The 16,733-nt window shown below is 53.3% G+C and carries 11 protein-coding genes and 2 pseudogenes; 4 read left to right on the top strand and 9 right to left on the bottom strand.

Features of this window, described 5'->3' with window-relative positions:
- Nucleotides 1-26 precede the first annotated feature (26 nt).
- Together EA472_RS05565 and EA472_RS05560 are read right to left on the bottom strand one after the other, a co-directional pair.
- Nucleotides 27-2,993 (bottom strand): type I restriction endonuclease subunit R, encoded by a 2,967-nt coding sequence (locus tag EA472_RS05565; RefSeq protein ID WP_124190525.1) that lies wholly within the window; start codon nt 2,991-2,993, stop codon nt 27-29.
- A complete protein-coding gene (locus EA472_RS05560; protein ID WP_124190524.1) occupies nt 2,990-5,716 on the bottom strand; it encodes an N-6 DNA methylase in 2,727 nt (908 codons plus the stop codon). The genes EA472_RS05565 and EA472_RS05560 overlap by 4 nt, the downstream gene beginning before the upstream one ends.
- A gap of 513 nt (nt 5,717-6,229) precedes the next feature.
- Between EA472_RS05560 and EA472_RS05550 the strand changes: the two genes are divergently transcribed.
- Entirely contained in the window at nt 6,230-7,957 is a 1,728-nt protein-coding gene (locus EA472_RS05550) for an ATP-dependent nuclease (protein ID WP_124190522.1), read from the top strand.
- Nucleotides 7,958-8,231: 274 nt separating this feature from the next.
- Here EA472_RS05550 and EA472_RS05545 read toward each other — a convergent pair whose 3' ends face one another.
- The 4 genes from EA472_RS05545 to EA472_RS05530 all read right to left on the bottom strand — a co-directional run bounded on the left by EA472_RS05545 (nt 8,232) and on the right by EA472_RS05530 (nt 13,497).
- Entirely contained in the window at nt 8,232-9,245 is a 1,014-nt protein-coding gene (locus EA472_RS05545) for a tyrosine-type recombinase/integrase (RefSeq protein ID WP_124190521.1), read from the bottom strand.
- 336 nt (nt 9,246-9,581) lie between these two features.
- Entirely contained in the window at nt 9,582-9,938 is a 357-nt protein-coding gene (locus EA472_RS05540) for an SHOCT domain-containing protein (RefSeq protein WP_124190520.1), read from the bottom strand.
- Nucleotides 9,939-10,294: 356 nt separating this feature from the next.
- Nucleotides 10,295-12,562: a heavy metal translocating P-type ATPase gene (locus EA472_RS05535; RefSeq protein ID WP_124190519.1), complete on the bottom strand. Its 2,268-nt coding sequence runs from the start codon at nt 12,560-12,562 to the stop codon at nt 10,295-10,297.
- Nucleotides 12,563-12,759: 197 nt separating this feature from the next.
- Nucleotides 12,760-13,497 (bottom strand): DUF305 domain-containing protein, encoded by a 738-nt coding sequence (locus tag EA472_RS05530; RefSeq protein ID WP_243637786.1) that lies wholly within the window; start codon nt 13,495-13,497, stop codon nt 12,760-12,762.
- Nucleotides 13,498-13,746: 249 nt separating this feature from the next.
- Here EA472_RS05530 and EA472_RS05525 point away from each other — a divergent pair, with 249 nt between their 5' ends.
- Nucleotides 13,747-13,977, top strand: coding sequence for a hypothetical protein (locus EA472_RS05525; RefSeq protein WP_124190518.1), 231 nt, complete (start codon nt 13,747-13,749; stop codon nt 13,975-13,977).
- A gap of 9 nt (nt 13,978-13,986) precedes the next feature.
- On the top strand, nt 13,987-14,403 hold the full coding sequence (locus EA472_RS05520; protein WP_124190517.1) for a PIN domain-containing protein: 417 nt from the start codon (nt 13,987-13,989) through the stop codon (nt 14,401-14,403).
- A gap of 110 nt (nt 14,404-14,513) precedes the next feature.
- Here EA472_RS05520 and EA472_RS23385 read toward each other — a convergent pair whose 3' ends face one another.
- On the bottom strand, nt 14,514-14,948 hold the full coding sequence (locus EA472_RS23385) for a putative iron-sulfur cluster-binding metallochaperone (protein ID WP_165874828.1): 435 nt from the start codon (nt 14,946-14,948) through the stop codon (nt 14,514-14,516).
- A gap of 290 nt (nt 14,949-15,238) precedes the next feature.
- A pseudogene (locus tag EA472_RS23510) lies at nt 15,239-15,463 on the bottom strand (site-specific integrase); the annotation flags it as partial.
- A gap of 347 nt (nt 15,464-15,810) precedes the next feature.
- Here EA472_RS23510 and EA472_RS22375 point away from each other — a divergent pair.
- The gene (locus tag EA472_RS22375; protein ID WP_165874826.1) at nt 15,811-16,146 is read left to right on the top strand and encodes a hypothetical protein; all 336 of its coding nucleotides are present in this window, start codon (nt 15,811-15,813) and stop codon (nt 16,144-16,146) included.
- A gap of 126 nt (nt 16,147-16,272) precedes the next feature.
- On the opposite strand, the pseudogene EA472_RS23380 reads toward EA472_RS22375, so the two are convergent.
- A pseudogene (locus EA472_RS23380) lies at nt 16,273-16,557 on the bottom strand (site-specific integrase); the annotation flags it as partial.
- Nucleotides 16,558-16,733: the final 176 nt, after the last annotated feature.

Here is a 16,733-nt window from a genome sequence, read left to right as displayed (position 1 = left end):
CGAACCCGAAAATCCCATTCACGAAATTAGCTATTAGCCTGTTGGCTTTCTTTGTACACCTCGCGGCGGAGGTGTTTTGTTATCGCTTCTTGAACCTCGTCGTTGTCCATGAATTTAGCAAAAAGATCCTGGTTTTGGTCCATTCGGTCGATGAACATCCCGGTCAATACGTCATCGAACTCCAGCGCGAAATTCTCTCTACTGTTGACTTGGGCCGATCGCCGGATGTGGTCATCTTCGAGAGCGTCCTCTTTGATTTGGTCGAGGAAAAGCTGGTCCGCTTCCGTAAAGTCCGTACCCAACTTTTCATTGATTTTCTCAACAATTGTTGAGAGTTCGACTTCCTCGTCCTCTTGACTACCTGTACCGGTTTCAGTCGGTGAAGATACGCCCCCGCCGCTGGAATCAAGCTCGATACTGCCTTCGTCCGATTTTTCCAATCGATAGTATTGGAGAGCGAGTTCGTCGTTAAACTCTACCCTCGATTCACGCGAATCCCGTGGGAGTTCCTTGTAGAGGAAACGTCCGAAGGTGTAGAGCTTTTCCAGGGTAGTATCTGAATAGTTCACCACCTGTGATTGGAACTTGTACAGCCTGAGGAACGAACGGAGCTGAGAACGGAACTCGTCCTGTGTCTCCTCATTAGCCACCATGAATCGGTCACGTGCCGGCTGAATGAGACTACTTAGCTTCGCGTGTGCTTGCTCAGTTCCCTTGTTCTCCGGACTGAAGAACGCCTCCGCAAATTGATCTACCTCCTGTTGAGTGTAGATCTGAGACGCATTCAGATCCGACTCCAACTGGTAGATGTGCTGCGGGTCGGTCGTCTCTTCGAGAGTCGTCTTTTCGTAATAGGGCTCGAAAGACTCATAGATGTCCTCTCGGTCGTTTTCGAAATCAAGGACGAAGGTATCCTCTTTGCCAGGATGAGTTCGGTTTAGACGGGACAATGTCTGCACGGCTTGGATACCAGAGAGTTTCTTATCTACGTACATCGTGTGCAGAAGCGGCTGATCGAATCCCGTCTGGTATTTATCGGCAACGACGAGAACCTGATACTCTGGGGTATCGAACTTACTGGGGAGTTCTGACTCCTTGATCCCGTCATTCATTTCACGTTCAGTGTACTCGAAGCCGTCATCCTCGACAGTCCCGCTGAACGCAACCAGGGCACTCAGATCGTAGCCATTCTTCTCGATGTACTCGTCGATCGCTTTCTTATACCGCACAGCGTGTACGCGTGACGACGTCACGACCATCGCCTTTGCCTTCCCACCGATCTTGTGTTGCGCGTGTTCGCGGAAGTGCTCAACGATGATCTCGACCTTCTGAGAGATATTGTGAGGATGCAGTTTCAGGAACTTCGAAACTGCCTTGACCGCCTTCTTTTGGGGAACTTGCGGATCCTCCTTGATGACTTTCGCTACGTTGTAGAACGTATCGTACGTCGTGTAGTGCTGAAGGACGTCCAAAATAAATCCTTCTTCGATGGCTTGGCGCATCGAGTACAGATGGGACGGTTCAGGCTTGTCCCCCCCCTCAGGAACGGTTCCAAAGGCTTCCAGCGTTTTCCCCTTTGGCGTCGCCGTGAATGCGAAGAAACTGAGGTTCTCCTGATTGCCTCGTGTCTCTGAGCTCTTCACGATGAGATCCTCTGCATCGTCATCTTCGTCGATATCGATGCCGGAGAGGATCTGCTTCATCTCATGAGCCATCTCGCCGGACTGGCTACTGTGTGCCTCGTCCACTACAACGGCATAATCACGTTCGGGAAGTCGTTTCGCGTGTTCGATGACATGAGGGAACGTCTGGAGCGTAGTGATGATGACTGGTTTACCAGCCTCGATAGCTTCCGCGAGTTCCTGGGACTTCGATCCCTGTTCGCCTTTGATCGCGTGGACAACACCGGTCTTGTGGTCCAGTTCGTATATCGTGTTCCGTAATTGCTCGTCAAGTACGGTACGATCCGTGACTACAACGACGCCGTCGAAGACCGCCTCATCGGCATCATTATGGAGTGAGACAAGTCGATGGACGAGCCATGCGATGGACTTGCTCTTCCCGCTTCCGGTAGAGTGTTGAACCAGGTAGTCCTCGCCAGCGCCGCTTTTCTGTGCGGCGTCCACGAGTTGTCGAACACATTCCAGCTGGTGGTACCGGGGGAAAATAATGGTCTCCTCTTCGTCTACCTTCACACCGCCCTTCCTAATCTCCTCAGTGTCGATGTGGATGAACCGTTGGAGAATCTCCATCCAGCTGTCCTTCTCCCAGACCTCTTCCCATAAGTAGGCCGTCCGATGACTATCCTCCCGCGGGGGATTCCCGGCCCCACCATCGTGCCCCTTATTGAACGGAAGGAAGTGGGTATCATCGCCGTCCAGCTCGGTCGTGTACTCGACCTCGTCTTGGTCAACAGCGAAGTGCACTAGCGCGCCTCGCTTGAATTTTAGTGCAGGTTCACCGGAATCGCGGTCGGATTTGTACTGAGCTTTTGCGTTGATAACACTTTGGTCAGTGAACTTGTTCTTCAGCTCCGCAGTGGCCACTGGAATCCCGTTGACGCTCAACGCGAGGTCAATACTCTTCTTTGGGTCTGTCGTCGAGTAGTAGAACTGCTGCGTGACACCCAGACGGTTCGCTTCGTAGCGTTCTTGGACCTCAGGGTTCAGTCCGGTGTTCGGCTTGAAAGCCGCGAGGTCGATCGTCGTCCCAGTAGTCCGAAGGCCGTGACGGAGTAGTTCCAGTGTGCCACGCCCCTCCATCGCACTCGTGAGGTCCTGTAGGAATCGCTTCCGCGCGTTACCCTTGTATGCGGTTTCCAGCTTCTCCCATTTCTCTGGCTGCGTCTCCTTGACAAAGGACACGACGACGTCCGGAAAGATACCTTGCTCCCGGTTGAACTCCTCGGATGGCAAGCGCTCGTACCCACCGTGCTCTACGAGGTGGGACGCAATGAAATCCTCAAAGTTCCCTTCGTCGTGAATCTTACTCATGTGGTAGTCTCTAATTCGTCATCTTGGTCTTTGATGGCATCAATCTGACCCGTTACTGCCGCATTGATCAATGCCTTCCGTTTTTCTTCTAGTAGGTCTAATGTTTCTTCAGTCTTCTCGATGAGTTCCCAGAGCTTCTCTGTCTCGGCCTGGACGTGTTTAACAATCTCTCGTTGTTCATCAACAGGTGGTAGTGGTGTCTTGAATGACCGGATATCAGGCATATAAATTGTCTGATGTGTGGAGCCCTGTGTGAGACGTTCGAATTCCGAATCCATGGAACGAAAAACATAAAGAAGGTATTCGGGGATAATCTCATCACCACATACCCAGTTAGCGAAATCCTGAGATGTTGCCATCTCTTGACCCATAATGCCGGAGAATCCTACGGAAGCGGTACGTGAGAGAAATACTGTTCCCTCTGGAAGAAGTCGCGCACCGGAGTTCTCCAAACCCAATTGGCTGATTTTGTTCTCAGTGTCGTGAAGATAAATCTTCTTTCCTTTCCGGAATGGCTTGATATCGGAAGTAGTCACCCAAGGGATATCCGTATCTTCCCAGTATTCATCTTCGGAGCGGGCAGGAGTGTGGCCTGATTCCAGCCTAGCAATAAAGCGAGTTCTGACGACATCCCAATGTTCAGGGACTTCACCAATCCAGCCAACCCCAGACTCTTTCATCTCTATATCGTCTTCAAGTCCTTTTGTGACTGCTTGGTGAACTCGGTTATCACCTGAGATCAAGCTTTCAATGCCATCAATTACATCTGACCCAATCAGATCCAATTGATTATCAACCTCTTGAAGGCCACCTGAATTATCGTACTCGAAAAAGAACCGGTCAAAGTTAATTTCGTAACCGACAATTCCCAACTTACCGTCCTTGTCATCGTGATACTTACTGCTCTCGTTAATCCAAGCGTTTTCTAAATACGGAGCCACTTCTTCCTCGAAATAGTCATGAGGATCTACTCCCAATGGAACCCGTTCTTTCTCCCTTAGATCACTGTTGTAGTCTGGATTGCCATTTCCATCACGGCAGATCTCTGCTTCTGGGTCATGTTCACCCATTACGCGCTCAATGGCGTTGTACACACTGTCCCGAACATCGAGACCTGCCATATTCAATTGGAGCTCGACATCGTTCAGGAATGACTCGCGGTCCATCCAAACCTTCTCCTTATCCATCTCCGACAGAGCGTCCTTAATACGCTCTTGGACATCCTCATCACGATTTGTGAATGCCTGTTCGTCGTCGAGATCCTTGATACACTCCTCACTGACCTGAAAGCGGAGTCGAAGTGGTTGATCGATGACGATGCGCCGGTATCCGAACTCTTCACCATCGACGACTTTCGACCGCCCGTTGGCCTCAAAGTCGCCAAAGATGCGCGTGATCTCCTTGATGTGTTCCTCTGTGAGTCTGTGGCGCTTGTCGCCTAGGCTCTCGTCCATCTCCTCGTACAGGTCCTGTGCATCGATGAGTTGGACTTTGCCCTCGCGGTGTGCCGGCTTATTATTCGAGAGGACCCAGATGTACGTCCGAATACCTGTATTGTAGAATAGGTTCTTTGGTAGACCGACAATACCCTCCAGCAAGTCGTTCTTGATAATCCATTGACGGATGGCTGATTCACCACTGGTTGGTGCTCCGTTGAACAGTGGCGAGCCGTTGAACACGATTGCAATCCGCGAACCGTCCTCCTCTGGGGATTTCATCTTGCTGATCATGTGCTGGAGGAAAAGGAAGGCACCATCATTGACGCGCGGCGTACCCGCTCCGAAGCGGCCACCGAACCCTTGCTCTTCGTGCTCCATTTCGATCTGGTCCTTGACTTTCTTCCAGGAAACGCCGAAGGGGGGATTCGACAACATGTAGTCGAATTTTTCATTCTTAAACCCATCTTCGGTGAAAGAGTTTCCATACGCAATATTCCCGGGTTCTTGGCCCTTGATCAGCATGTCGGAGTTGCAGACGGCGTAACTCTCCGGGTTCAGTTCCTGGCCGAAGACGTGGAGGCTTGCTTCTTCGTTAAAACTTCGTACGTGTTCCTGTGCCACGCTAAGCATCCCACCGGTTCCACAGGCAGGGTCATAGACCGTACGTGCTGCACCTTCCTCGGTCAACACCTCGTCGTCCTCGTCGAAAATGAGGTTCACCATTAGCTCGATAACCTCGCGGGGAGTGAAGTGCTCCCCAGCTGTTTCGTTGCTGAGTTCGTTGAACTTCCGGACGAGTTCCTCGTAGATGTACCCCATCTCCTCGTTGGGAACCTCATCTGGATGCAGGTCGATCTCCTTGAATTCCTTCATGACCTGGTACAGGAGGTCAGCCTCATCGAGGCGCTGAATTTGGTGGTCGAAATCGAACTTATCGAAGATTTCCTTCGTCTCCTCGTCGTACGAGTTGATGTAGTACTGAAGGTTACTAGCAATCTGGTCGGGGTCGTTGCACAGCGACTTGAAGGTGTACTCGCTGGTGTTGTACACCTTCTCACCAGACGCCTTCTTCAATGCGGGCGCGACGTTTTCGATACCCTGTTCTTGGAGCTGTTCGTAGCGCTCTAAAACGTCTTCCTTGTTGCGCTGCGTTACGCAGTCGAGGCGACGAAGTACCGTCAGCGGCAGAATGACTTTTTGATACTCGGACTGCTTGTAATCCCCACGGAGAAGGTCTGCGATAGACCAAATGAAATCAGCCTTCTCTCTAAAGTTCTCGACCATCTACGAGAGATGTGTTCATTGAGGATTCTTAAGTGGTGCGGAGGGTCCGTCGAACGACAGCCGGTTGGATTATTGTTCAGACGCAGGGCGAAGGTCACGCCATCGTAGGTGAACGACGTCGCCATCCGTAGTTTCCACGCAGAAAATGTACGAATCTCTCGGATCATTAGTTTCCTGACCAGCGTCATCCTCAATGATGTCTACTATGGTTCCATGCAAACCGTGTAACCGTTCGTGATCCAGATCGGTTTCGTCGGGGATATCAATGCGTACGCGATCCCCGGCTTCAAATCGCCGCATTGAATCAGAAGGTGCACGCTAGGGGTCTAATCATTACGGTTGCAGCCTTCCAGCCAAATAATTCTATATGACATCTGAGCGAAAGCACTTAAACGCGTTCTCAACGCTTCTCTACGGAAGTCCCAGTGTGCCTCACAAGAGGTATCGTAATATCCGCTAATAAACTGCTTCAGTGATACAACATTATATGACTCCCCTCCAACAGGCCGATTAATGAGATTAAGAAGAATCCGAATCAAGAATTTTCGTTCAATATACACGGATGATGATAAGGGGTATGAAGATCTCACTATGGAATTATCTCCTGATGGAAATTATATAGTAGGTCCAAATAATGTCGGCAAATCTAATATTTTGCGGGCATTGAGGTTAGCGTTACGGCCGGAGAGTGCTCCGGAGTATGAACCGGACTTAGATCAGCCCAAACAGATGGATTGGGCGTATCCCACTATCACCCTGGATTTTAAAATGGAACGGCAGCGAGGTCCGTATAAAACACTACTTAGATACGTCGAGGAATACGAACGGTCTATCGTCGGTGAAGACGCAGAAACGTTCGCTGAAAATGACCGAGTTCGTTTCTACGTACAATACGGTGTAGAAGAAAATAGCCGCGATGAACGATTCCAAGCGAAAGGAGAGGGTGCTATCAAGGGCGACGAAGATTTGCTTGAGAAAGCGCTTGTGCAGTTCCACGAAACAGTAAGGCTAGTGGATATCGAGAGCGGTGAGGACTTGGACAGTCTTCTTCAGAGAGGGTTCAACGAGTTATTCACTCGTGTGTTGTCTGAACGGTTTAGAAGTGAAATTTCGGAGGCTGAGCGACTCCGGGGTGACTATATTAATTTCCTCTCTGAGGATGTTCTCGGTGAAGTAGACGAGTATATCACAGAGGAGCTGGGTAGGCACTTGTCGGGTATTGATAAAGTAGAATTTGAACCGAATCTAAAAGCTGTTGATGAAGCTCTTGCTGATCTATCTATTGAAATGGATGACTCCGTACATACTCCCCTTTCATCAAAGGGGACTGGTGTGAGGAGCGCTCTTATTCAGATGATTATGGCGTTCATTGCTGATGCATCGAGGAGATCAATAATATTCGCCGTTGAGGAACCAGAGGCATTCCTCCATCCGGAGAGGCACGAACAACTGGGACACAACCTTGAATCGTTCACCACTCAATCGGATATCAGTCTATTAGTCACGACACACTCACCCTTCATTCTGACGAACAACACTAATGCGGCAGTATTCACTGCAAGCAAGACAGGTGACGGCAGGACACAGGTCAAAACAGAGCGAGTGCGGCAGCTCGCCATAAACAACGCAAAGAAACTTCTGACAGGGGCAGATGATGTTCCGGACACCACAGATGTCATCGACTCCATTAACGATGAGTGCAGGGGTATCCTGATCGTTGAAGGTTGGACTGATAAATCGTTCTTAGAAACTGCTGCCGAAGTAAGCAGTTTAGACTCCCCACTCCGAGACCTACATATACTCGACTCGGGAGGAGCCAGTGAGGCGATGAAAGACGCCGTGGTAATGAAATCAATTTATGGGAACGAAAAGGCAGTATGTGCTCTGCTTGACGACGATGAACATGGGAAGAGTGCATACTCTACGCTAACTGATAAACTCGGATTTCAGGGAAATAGTGAAGTATTCACTTACAGAAAGTGGCAACCTCGAAAAGGCGCAGATGTGGAGGCAGAAGACCTGTTTTCCACAAATATTGTCGATGAATTTATTGCGGCATATGGAGACTCTGCGGTTGACGGATGGAAGAAAAGAGGGAACGGAAGAAAGCATGTGGAAATTAGCTCTTCTGCTAAAGTGGATTTTGCGAATTGGGTGAGTGAAAATGCAGATCAGGAGGACTGTGATCGATGGATCAATTGTATACAGGATATCCGCGATGGCATGAATCTCAACAATTAGTTGTTTCTCAGAGATCCAATTAGGCTACGCACACAGTTCCTGTCTACATGAGACGAATAGTTCTGATCACTTGTGGTATTAGGGTGCGGAAATTTGACCTACGTAAAACGACACCAGTGACACGGCAGTGAGGATCAACAGCATCAATACGGTCTGTATCGAGAGGCTGCTGGTAAGGCCGAGCACGCCAACTGCAAATAGCGCCATTCCGATCAGCAAGGTCGCAAACTGGTGAAATCGGAGAATAGGCATTGAATTGATTCAGTTCACAGACTCAATTGCCGGGAAGGTAGCGTCGTCGCTGCCGTAGTTTTTCGCGTTCTGATCGCTGGTCATAGTGGCGGTCAAGAACCGCCTCGCTGGCATCCATCCGATCGCTCACGACGTTCTCGGGAACGTCAGATTTTAGAAAATGAGTGATCGCGCCACGTCGGACTGGGTGTGGGCTCAACGAGGAAGGACACGCATGTGAACGCTCAGTAGGTAGGGCATCGCAACTGTTGAGATCTCGATCGTGAGGACAGCTATCGGTGTAGACGCACGGGCGCGTGTACTGGTAGATGATCGTCCGACCACGGGTCCGACTCAAGCGATCGATTTTCGTCGCAAACAGAGGCTTTCGGTCGTACTGATCAACGACCCCCGGATGATTGACCGAGAGCCAGTCATCTAATACCTCGCAGACTGGGTCACTCAGTGCGACGAGTCGTTCACTCTTTCGTCCATTCTTTAGTGAGGTACCTTCCTCAGGCCGATGAACGAGGGTGAGATACTGCTCGTCAGCGTTGTAGTCCCCAATATCGAGCCCAATCGCTGCGCCGATACGAAGTCCAGTGTGCCAGAGGACCTCTATTAGCGCATGTTCTAAACGCGCGTAGCGGTATTGGTCGAGAAACTGGAGGACCTTCTGAGCTCGTTTAGGATTCAGCAATTCGGAGCGAGCATCCTCCTCGGTCGTCGTTGGAAGAATGATCTTCTCGTCGAGTCCTGGTTCGACCGCATCGATCGTGGCACAGAAGCGGAGAAACATTCTCAGGGTTGCCAACTGTCCCTTCATGCTGGCTGTTGCGAGCCCGTCCTCATTTCTACGTTTCACACGGAACCGATGGACGTCTCGCCCGCTAAATTCGTTGAGGTTGTCGATGCCGTCCTGTTCACACCACTGGACGAACTGCTTGAGACGATAGCGGTGAGATTGGATTGTCGCGTCCGCAAGTTCGTGCCGTCGTTCGTCAAGGTACATTTGCATTCCCTCTGCTGGGGCGAGTGGTTCGAGGTTGTCTGTCATGGTCTCTCATTGAAGACCGAAGACAGCGAGTTCTAAACACTCGTAAGAGCGTTTCTCGCATGCTATAACAGCTGGCTGAGAGCCCCGAAGATTCTGGACGTTCCCCGTCAGGGCCCATGGTTTGAGATATTTGGTGTAAGACCAACTCAGGAGGCCAAAAACGGCACTTATTCGATTACAGAATACTTCGACCTGAGGAGAGCATCCAAAATGTGCGGGGTTCTGAGCCAGCCGAATTCGGGACGGTGACACGTGTCTGATTTACTGACTTCGATCCTGAGAAACTGGATCCACTTTCAAGAATCAATGAGACTTCTGAACTGATTTTCCTAGAGACTACACCTCGCTTTGGAGTCGCTCGCGGCGTTCTTCGAACTCTTCATCCGAAATATCGCCACGGGCATAGGCCGTTCTCAGCTCTTCGAGTGCAGTATCACTTTGTTGAGTACTGGACTGGCGAATCGAACTGTACAGGAGGTACCCGGCCCCGAGAATTATGAGCAAAGGCACCACCGACATGAGAAGCCACATCCACGTGGCTCCTGTGCCGTTCCACATACTCCCGTCCCACATGTGTCCCCATCCCCATACGCCCATCATCGGCATCATCACTACCATCATGAGGAAGGGCAAAAGCAGGATCGCAGCGATGACGATCAGGACCGTCCGAACTACCGAATCATCGGTTGTCATATTCAGAGATACGCTGTCCAAGTATGTTAGTTAGTCCCCGAATCCCACGCATCAGGAAACGTAGTGCGATCAGATATGATTATGATCAATATCTCACTCCGGAAGTTCGTCGATAAGCACGGTCGAAACGACTCCGGATCGAGCGGATAGAACGTCATCAGCGGCCACGAGACGAACAGCAGCAACTCGGGTCGGAGTACTTCAACCCACGCTCGTTCTGGCGTACACTCCAATTCCGTCGTGATACGTGCCTGTATAGTGGAAGTACTACACCATCCCGGCTAATGAATTTGTGAGCGTCTCTCACCGTCTCTCAACGGTCTTCTTCGCCAGTAAGCTACTGATCGGAGGCCAACTCATACTGTGAGATCAGCCCCTCGCAGGAGTTGGGCGTTGATTGCGACGATAACAGTACTCGCCGACATCAGGACGGCACCGATAGCTGGTGAAAGTAGGATGCCGATCGGAGCCAACACGCCAGCAGCGAGCGGCAGCGCGAACACGTTGTAGCCGGCCGCCCACACGAGGTTCTCCCGCATCTTCCGGTAGCTCTTCCGGCTCAACTGCACGAGGTGTGCGACGTCTCGCGGATCGTTCTCCACGAGGACGACATCAGCGGATTCCACGGCAACGTCAGTCCCCGAGCCAATCGCAATGCCGACGTCAGAACGCGTCAGTGCGGGTGCATCGTTCACCCCGTCGCCAACCATCGCTACCAGTTTACCCTGATCTTGGAGTTCGACGATTTTCTTGTCCTTGTCTTCCGGAAGGACTTCGGCGAAGTACGTGTCGATGTCGAGTTCCTCGGAGACGGTGCGGGCGACGTCTTCCGTATCGCCGGTGAGCATCGCAACCTCGACGTCCATCTCGTGGAGCGCATCGATCGCCTCGAAACTCTCGTCGCGGATCACGTCCGCGAGCGCGACTGCGCCCACGGCCTCGCCGTTTCGAAGCAGGTAGACGACTCCCTGGCCGCGTTCCCCAGCCTCGTCTGCGAACGCTTTGAGGTCGGTGTCCGGTTCAACATCGAGGTAGCGTAGCAGGTTGGGTCCACCGACGTGGACCGTCTCGCCGTCTCGCACGCTATCCCTGTCCACGCCGGGAGTCGCCGCCGCTTCGACTTCAACGGTCGCACGGACCCCGCGGCCTTCGAGCGCCTCGAACTCTCGCACACTTGGTACGGAAAGCCCTCGTTCATCGGCCTCCTCACGGATCGCCTCCGCGATCATGTGTTCGGAGTCGCCTTCGGCGGCAGCCATCACTGCCAGCAACTCGTCTTCATCCCAGTCGTCAGTCGTGGCCACATCGACGACCCCCTGTTCCCCTTTCGTGAGGGTCCCCGTCTTGTCGAAGACGATCGTATCGAGGTTACGTGCCTCTTCCATGGCGATCCGATCACGGATGAGCATCCCGTTGCGCGCTGCCATCGTCGTGTTGATGGCGACGACCAGTGGAACGGCAAGTCCCAGTGCGTGTGGACAGGCGATCACGAGTACGGTGACGACCCGTTCCACAACTGTCAATCCGAACCCGACAGCGACGGTCCACCCGACGGCAGTGACAGCTGCCACCGCAATCGCGGCGTAGAACAGCCAGCCCGCCGCTCGATCGGCGAGCACCTGCGTCCGTGATTTACTCTGCTGGGCCTCCTCGACCAGCCGCATGATGCCCGAAAGCGTCGTCTCCTCGCCCGTCGCGGTCACGCGCACCCGGAGGCTACCGTCGCGGTTGGTTGTCCCGCCGATCACCTCGTCGCCCGGTTCTTTCTTGACCGGCCGGGACTCGCCGGTGACCATCGCCTCGTTAACGTTCGACTCGCCCTCCTCGACGACGCCATCAGCGGGAACGTTCGCACCCGGTCGCACGAGCACGAGGTCGTTTTCAGTGAGGTCGTCAACGCGGACTTCTTCGGTCCCACCGTCCTCGGTGATCCGTTCGGCTGTGTCCGGCATCAGCTCGGCTAACTCGTCGAGCGCGCCCGAGGCGCGTCGGACGCTGCGCATCTCGATCCAGTGGCCGAGTAAGAAGATGACGATCAGCGTGACGAGTTCCCAGAAGAACGGCTCACCGATCCCGAACGCGACCGCCGCGACGCTGTAGACGAACGCGACGGTGATGGCCAGCGAGATCAACAGCATCATCCCCGGTTCGCGGTTCCGCGCCTCGACTGCACCCATCCGCAGGAACGGAATCCCGCCGTAGAGGAAGACGATCGTACCAAGAACCGGCCCGACGAACTGACTCCCGGGGAACGTTATGGCGGCGTAGCCGAACCACTCCTGGAGCATTGGGCTGTAGTACAACACCGGGAGTGAGAGCACGAGGCAGACGAAAAAGCGCTGCTTGAACATCTCCTCGTGACCGGCGTGATCGACGTGCGCCTCGTGATCGTGGTCAGCGTGATCTTCGTGTGCGTGGTCAGACGGCTCGTGAGCGTGTTCCGCATGCTGTTCCTCACGAGATTCGTGTCGAGCCGGCGGCTTTTCAGAACGGTCGGCCCTCTCGGCGGTCAGTCCACAGACTCGACAGCACGGGCAATCACGGTCGGTCGGCTTTTCATCGCGTGATTGCTCTTCGTGGACGTGATTCGAATCGGGCGTGTCCGCGGGATCGTATTGTGACATGGGTAGTGCCTCCCTTGCAGCCGTTCTCCGGAGTCGTCGGGTCCTTCACTGGAGAGACGTCCGCGAGGGACGAACGGAACGATTCGTTGACGGCCGCTGTTCTTGTTGTTCGTCACACAGAATTCTAATTATTGGGTGTGTTATCTCCTTGAAAGGACAGAAACACCTCCGAACGAGACCAAGTTGAGGATTGTAAATCAACAATCCCAGTCGTCTCGCCACTCCTCCATCAGTTCAATCTCTTCCTGCTGGGCATCGATAATATCATCCGACAGGTCGGCAACGCGCTCGGATTCACCTTCGTCCAAGACGTGTTCTGACATTGCGACGGCACCTTCGTGGTGGCGGATCATGTGTTCGGCGAACAGGCAATCGAACTCCTCGTTTTCGGCGCGACGGAGTTCACGCCTGTCGTCGTGGGTCATCATGTGCTCTCGCGGCATCATCTCCTCCATCTCGTCGGGACCCATTCCGTTACCCATCTCATCGTCGTCGTGCATTCCGTTACCCATCTCATCGTCGTGCATCTCGTCATCGTTATCGTGCATCCCGTTCCCCATCCCGTCGCCGCGCATCATCCCTCCCATCTCATGGGGCATCATACTCCCCACCTCGTCACAACCGGCGACGTTAGCATCGTTGAGTAATTCACACATGAGATCGATCTCTGCTTCTTGCTCCTCGATGATCCCTGTCCGAAGATCGAGCAATTCCTCCCGGTCGGTTCTCTCCGGGATGAGTTCGGCCATCTGGATCGCTCCCTCGTGATGGGGAATCATCATCCGTACGAACATGACGTCCACGGCGTTGAATTCGGTATCTTCGTCCTGATCCTCGTCGTCCTGTGTACCGACGGTCACGTAGCCCGCGAATCCGGCCGTGCTCGCCGCACCAGTCGCACAGAGCATCTGCCGTCGTGTTGGGTTATCCACCATCGTTCTATGATCCCACCAACCTATCCAGTAAAACGCGGACTGGAATACGCAACCTGTTGTCGTGATCGGCTATTCGTGAGCGATGGTACTACCGGAATTCGAGTTCACAGTACCTGGATTCGGACAAAACGCGAACAGCGGATCCAGTTCGACTGTCGAACGGATTGGTTTTTGTGCCGTGAGACTTCTGCGTGCAAGGAAACGGACGCACCGGAAGACACAGTATTCTGTGTCTGCATAGATTCCTGTATGCCCAGTATCACGGTTAACGTGGACGACGACCTCAAAGAGCGAATGGAACAGCATCCAGAGATCAACTGGAGCGAGGTCACGCGACAGGCCATCCAGGAGAAGATCGAGGCGCTCGAAATGATGGACGAACTCACCAGCGAGAGCGAACTCACCGAGCGCGACGTTCAGGAAATCGCCGATAGGATCAACGAACGTGGACGCAAGCGCGTCGAAGAAGAATCGGAGTAGACTCGACGAATGAAGCTGGTCATCGACGCCAACGTCGTCATCTCTGCACTCATCGCTGATTCGAAAACGCGGGAACTCATCGTTACACTTGAACCGGATCTCTTGACGCCAGCGTTTGTCCACGACGAAGTAGAGAACTACGAAGACCTAATCGTAGAGAAATCCGGACTCGAACCGGATCGAGTGGCACAATTTATCGACCTCCTGTTTCAGTACATTGAGGTCGTCCCTGCCGACGACTTCTATCCGGCTATCGAGACAGCGGAATCGGCGATCGGAGATACCGACCCCGACGATGTCTTGTACCTCGCGTGTGCGATCGCCAACGATGCTGCCATCTGGAGCGACGATTCTGACTTCGACGAACAGAATCTGGTCGAGACCTATTCGACAAGTGACGTGATCAACTCATTTGACACGCTCTAATTCGGTAGATCCGTCTCACAGTATCACGAGCGCCCACGGAGAGATGAATAGTGATTGCCTGCAAACCGAGTCCCCAACCGTTCAGTACAGAGAACTCACATATCGGGCCGTTACTGGAACTCTTCGACGGCATTGCGTACGTCACTGAGACAACAGCCACCCCGAGGATTCTTCCACCGACAGGCACATTCTTCGGCCTGAACCCGTTCGGTAATCCACTCGACGACGCTACTTTCGCCCGTCTGGTCGAGCTCGGTAGCTACGTCCTCTTTCCCGTACCCGAAACAGTAGCACAGCGGATACGGACGCTCGTCACTATTGAGTTTGAAGTTTACTGGAACCCGTACATTATCTGTCTCGAACTGTTGGTCGATTTCGTCGGAGAAGTACACGACCTCACAGTCCTGCGTTTGGCAGAGACGATATTGCGGTTCGTCTTCGACCTCTTGGTTCGTAAATGGATGTAGCATATTCCGAACCGTTTCCGTGTACACTTGCTTTGCGTCGTTCCGACACTCAGGACACGGGCGAGTCGCCTCGGGCATACGTCTCGATAGGACGCAAGCACATAAAGTACCGACGCGGATGGGCGGTCAGTTTACATTTACACATAACGGATAGTTTTGATCACTGGCGGTATTGGGACGCAGAAGTTTGTCCAAAATAAAACGACACCAATGACACCGCAGTGAGGATCAGTAGCATCAATATCGTCTGTATCGAGAGGCTGCTCGTAAGGCCGAGCACGCCAACTGCAAATAGCGCCACACCGATCAGCAAGGTCGCAAATTGGTAAAATCGTAGGGTAGCCATTGAATCGCTTCAGTTCATGCACTTAATTTTCGGGGAGGTAGCGTCGTCGCTGTCGTAGCTTTTCGCGTTCTGATCGCTGGTCATAGTGGCGGTCAAGAACTGCTTCGCTGGCATCCATCCGATCGCTCACAACGCTCTCGGGAACGTCAGATTACAGAAAATGAGTGATCGCGCCACGTCGGACTGGGTGTGGGTTCAACGAGGAAGGGCACGCATGTGAACGCTCAGTAGGTACAGCGTCACACTCCGGGGGGTGAGCCGGATGCGTAAACCGCTGTTCGTCCCTGCAAGCGAGTTGTACGACGTCGGAAGTCGAACGCCGATTGTCCATTCAGCTCACCAGGCCGACGCCGCCGACGTTCACCGTGCCCTCGAGAATCGAGGTGAAACCGCGTGAGCGTCAACTCTACGAGTGATACTGAACGCGACCGCCGAAAATTAGTCCCCCGAACAATAGCAGGAGACTCCGTTACCTGCGGTCAGGGTGTCCGACGTACGTGGACGGGTGGTAATCGTCGTTTTGCACTCGGGACAGTCGTAGTCAGCGCACCTACCGTACTTTCGAATCTCCCAGTCTCCGTCGACGGTGCTTTCGTGACCGCAATTGAAGCAATAGAGCGTCGTCTTCCGAGGTGGGGGTTGGTCGACAGGTTGTGTGGAGGGATTCATACTCTATACTACCTCCCGAACGCGGATAACGATGTTGAACCACCTCTCTACAACTATCTGATAACAGGCATCTACTCGATCATCGATCAGTACACACGGAAGGCGATCGGAATGTCGAGTGACGGTACTGTTCCCCCAGAGAACTACGAACTGTGGGACGAGAAACGCGAGGAACTCCGCTGTCCGTTCTGTGACGGTCGAATCCTCCGTATCGGGAACTACGGCGAGTGTACCGACTGCGGGGAACGGTTCCGAAAATAGAGCGCGGGTAGTGACCGCGACGGTGATTCCCGATGAGCCGACTCGTCGATTCTACCGAGTGTGAGCGGTGTGACGGGTCCGTTCCCGCGACGAGTTGTCCGGACTGCGCTCGCGAAGCCCGCCGCACTCGAGGTGGTCCGGGATCTTTTGAGCGCGATCCCTGCTGAGTAACTCGTCGCGTGCGTCGTCAGCTGTGGTAGTCGGCAGGATGATTTTCCCGTCGAGTTCTGCTTGCACTGCATCGATACTCACACAGAACCGGAGGAAGACACGCAACGTTGCTAACTGTCCCTTCATCGACGCCGTTGCAAGTTCGTCCTCGTTTTGCCGCTTAACTCGGAAGCGATGAATGTCGCGCGCGGAGAAGTCGTTTAGATTGTCGATTTCCTCGCTTGCACACCACTGTACAAACAAAACTCCTCGGTCCGGTTGCGGGCGAGTCTCTCGAGCGCACCGAAAATCCGACTCGACCGCGTTCCTCACGGACCGCGGGTCGAGTGCGTGCCGGAGAACGGACTCGAGTCGTCGTGCGCTCGAGGCAGTTCGACGATCCTCACGGCGAACGCTGATTCACAGTCCGGACAGGA

Origin of the sequence: Natrarchaeobius oligotrophus (assembly GCF_003841465.1) — an archaeon.
Lineage (GTDB): Archaea > Halobacteriota > Halobacteria > Halobacteriales > Natrialbaceae > Natrarchaeobius > Natrarchaeobius oligotrophus.
The sequence above is the reverse complement of the archived record's forward strand: the minus strand, read 5'-3'. Positions and strand labels throughout refer to the sequence as shown.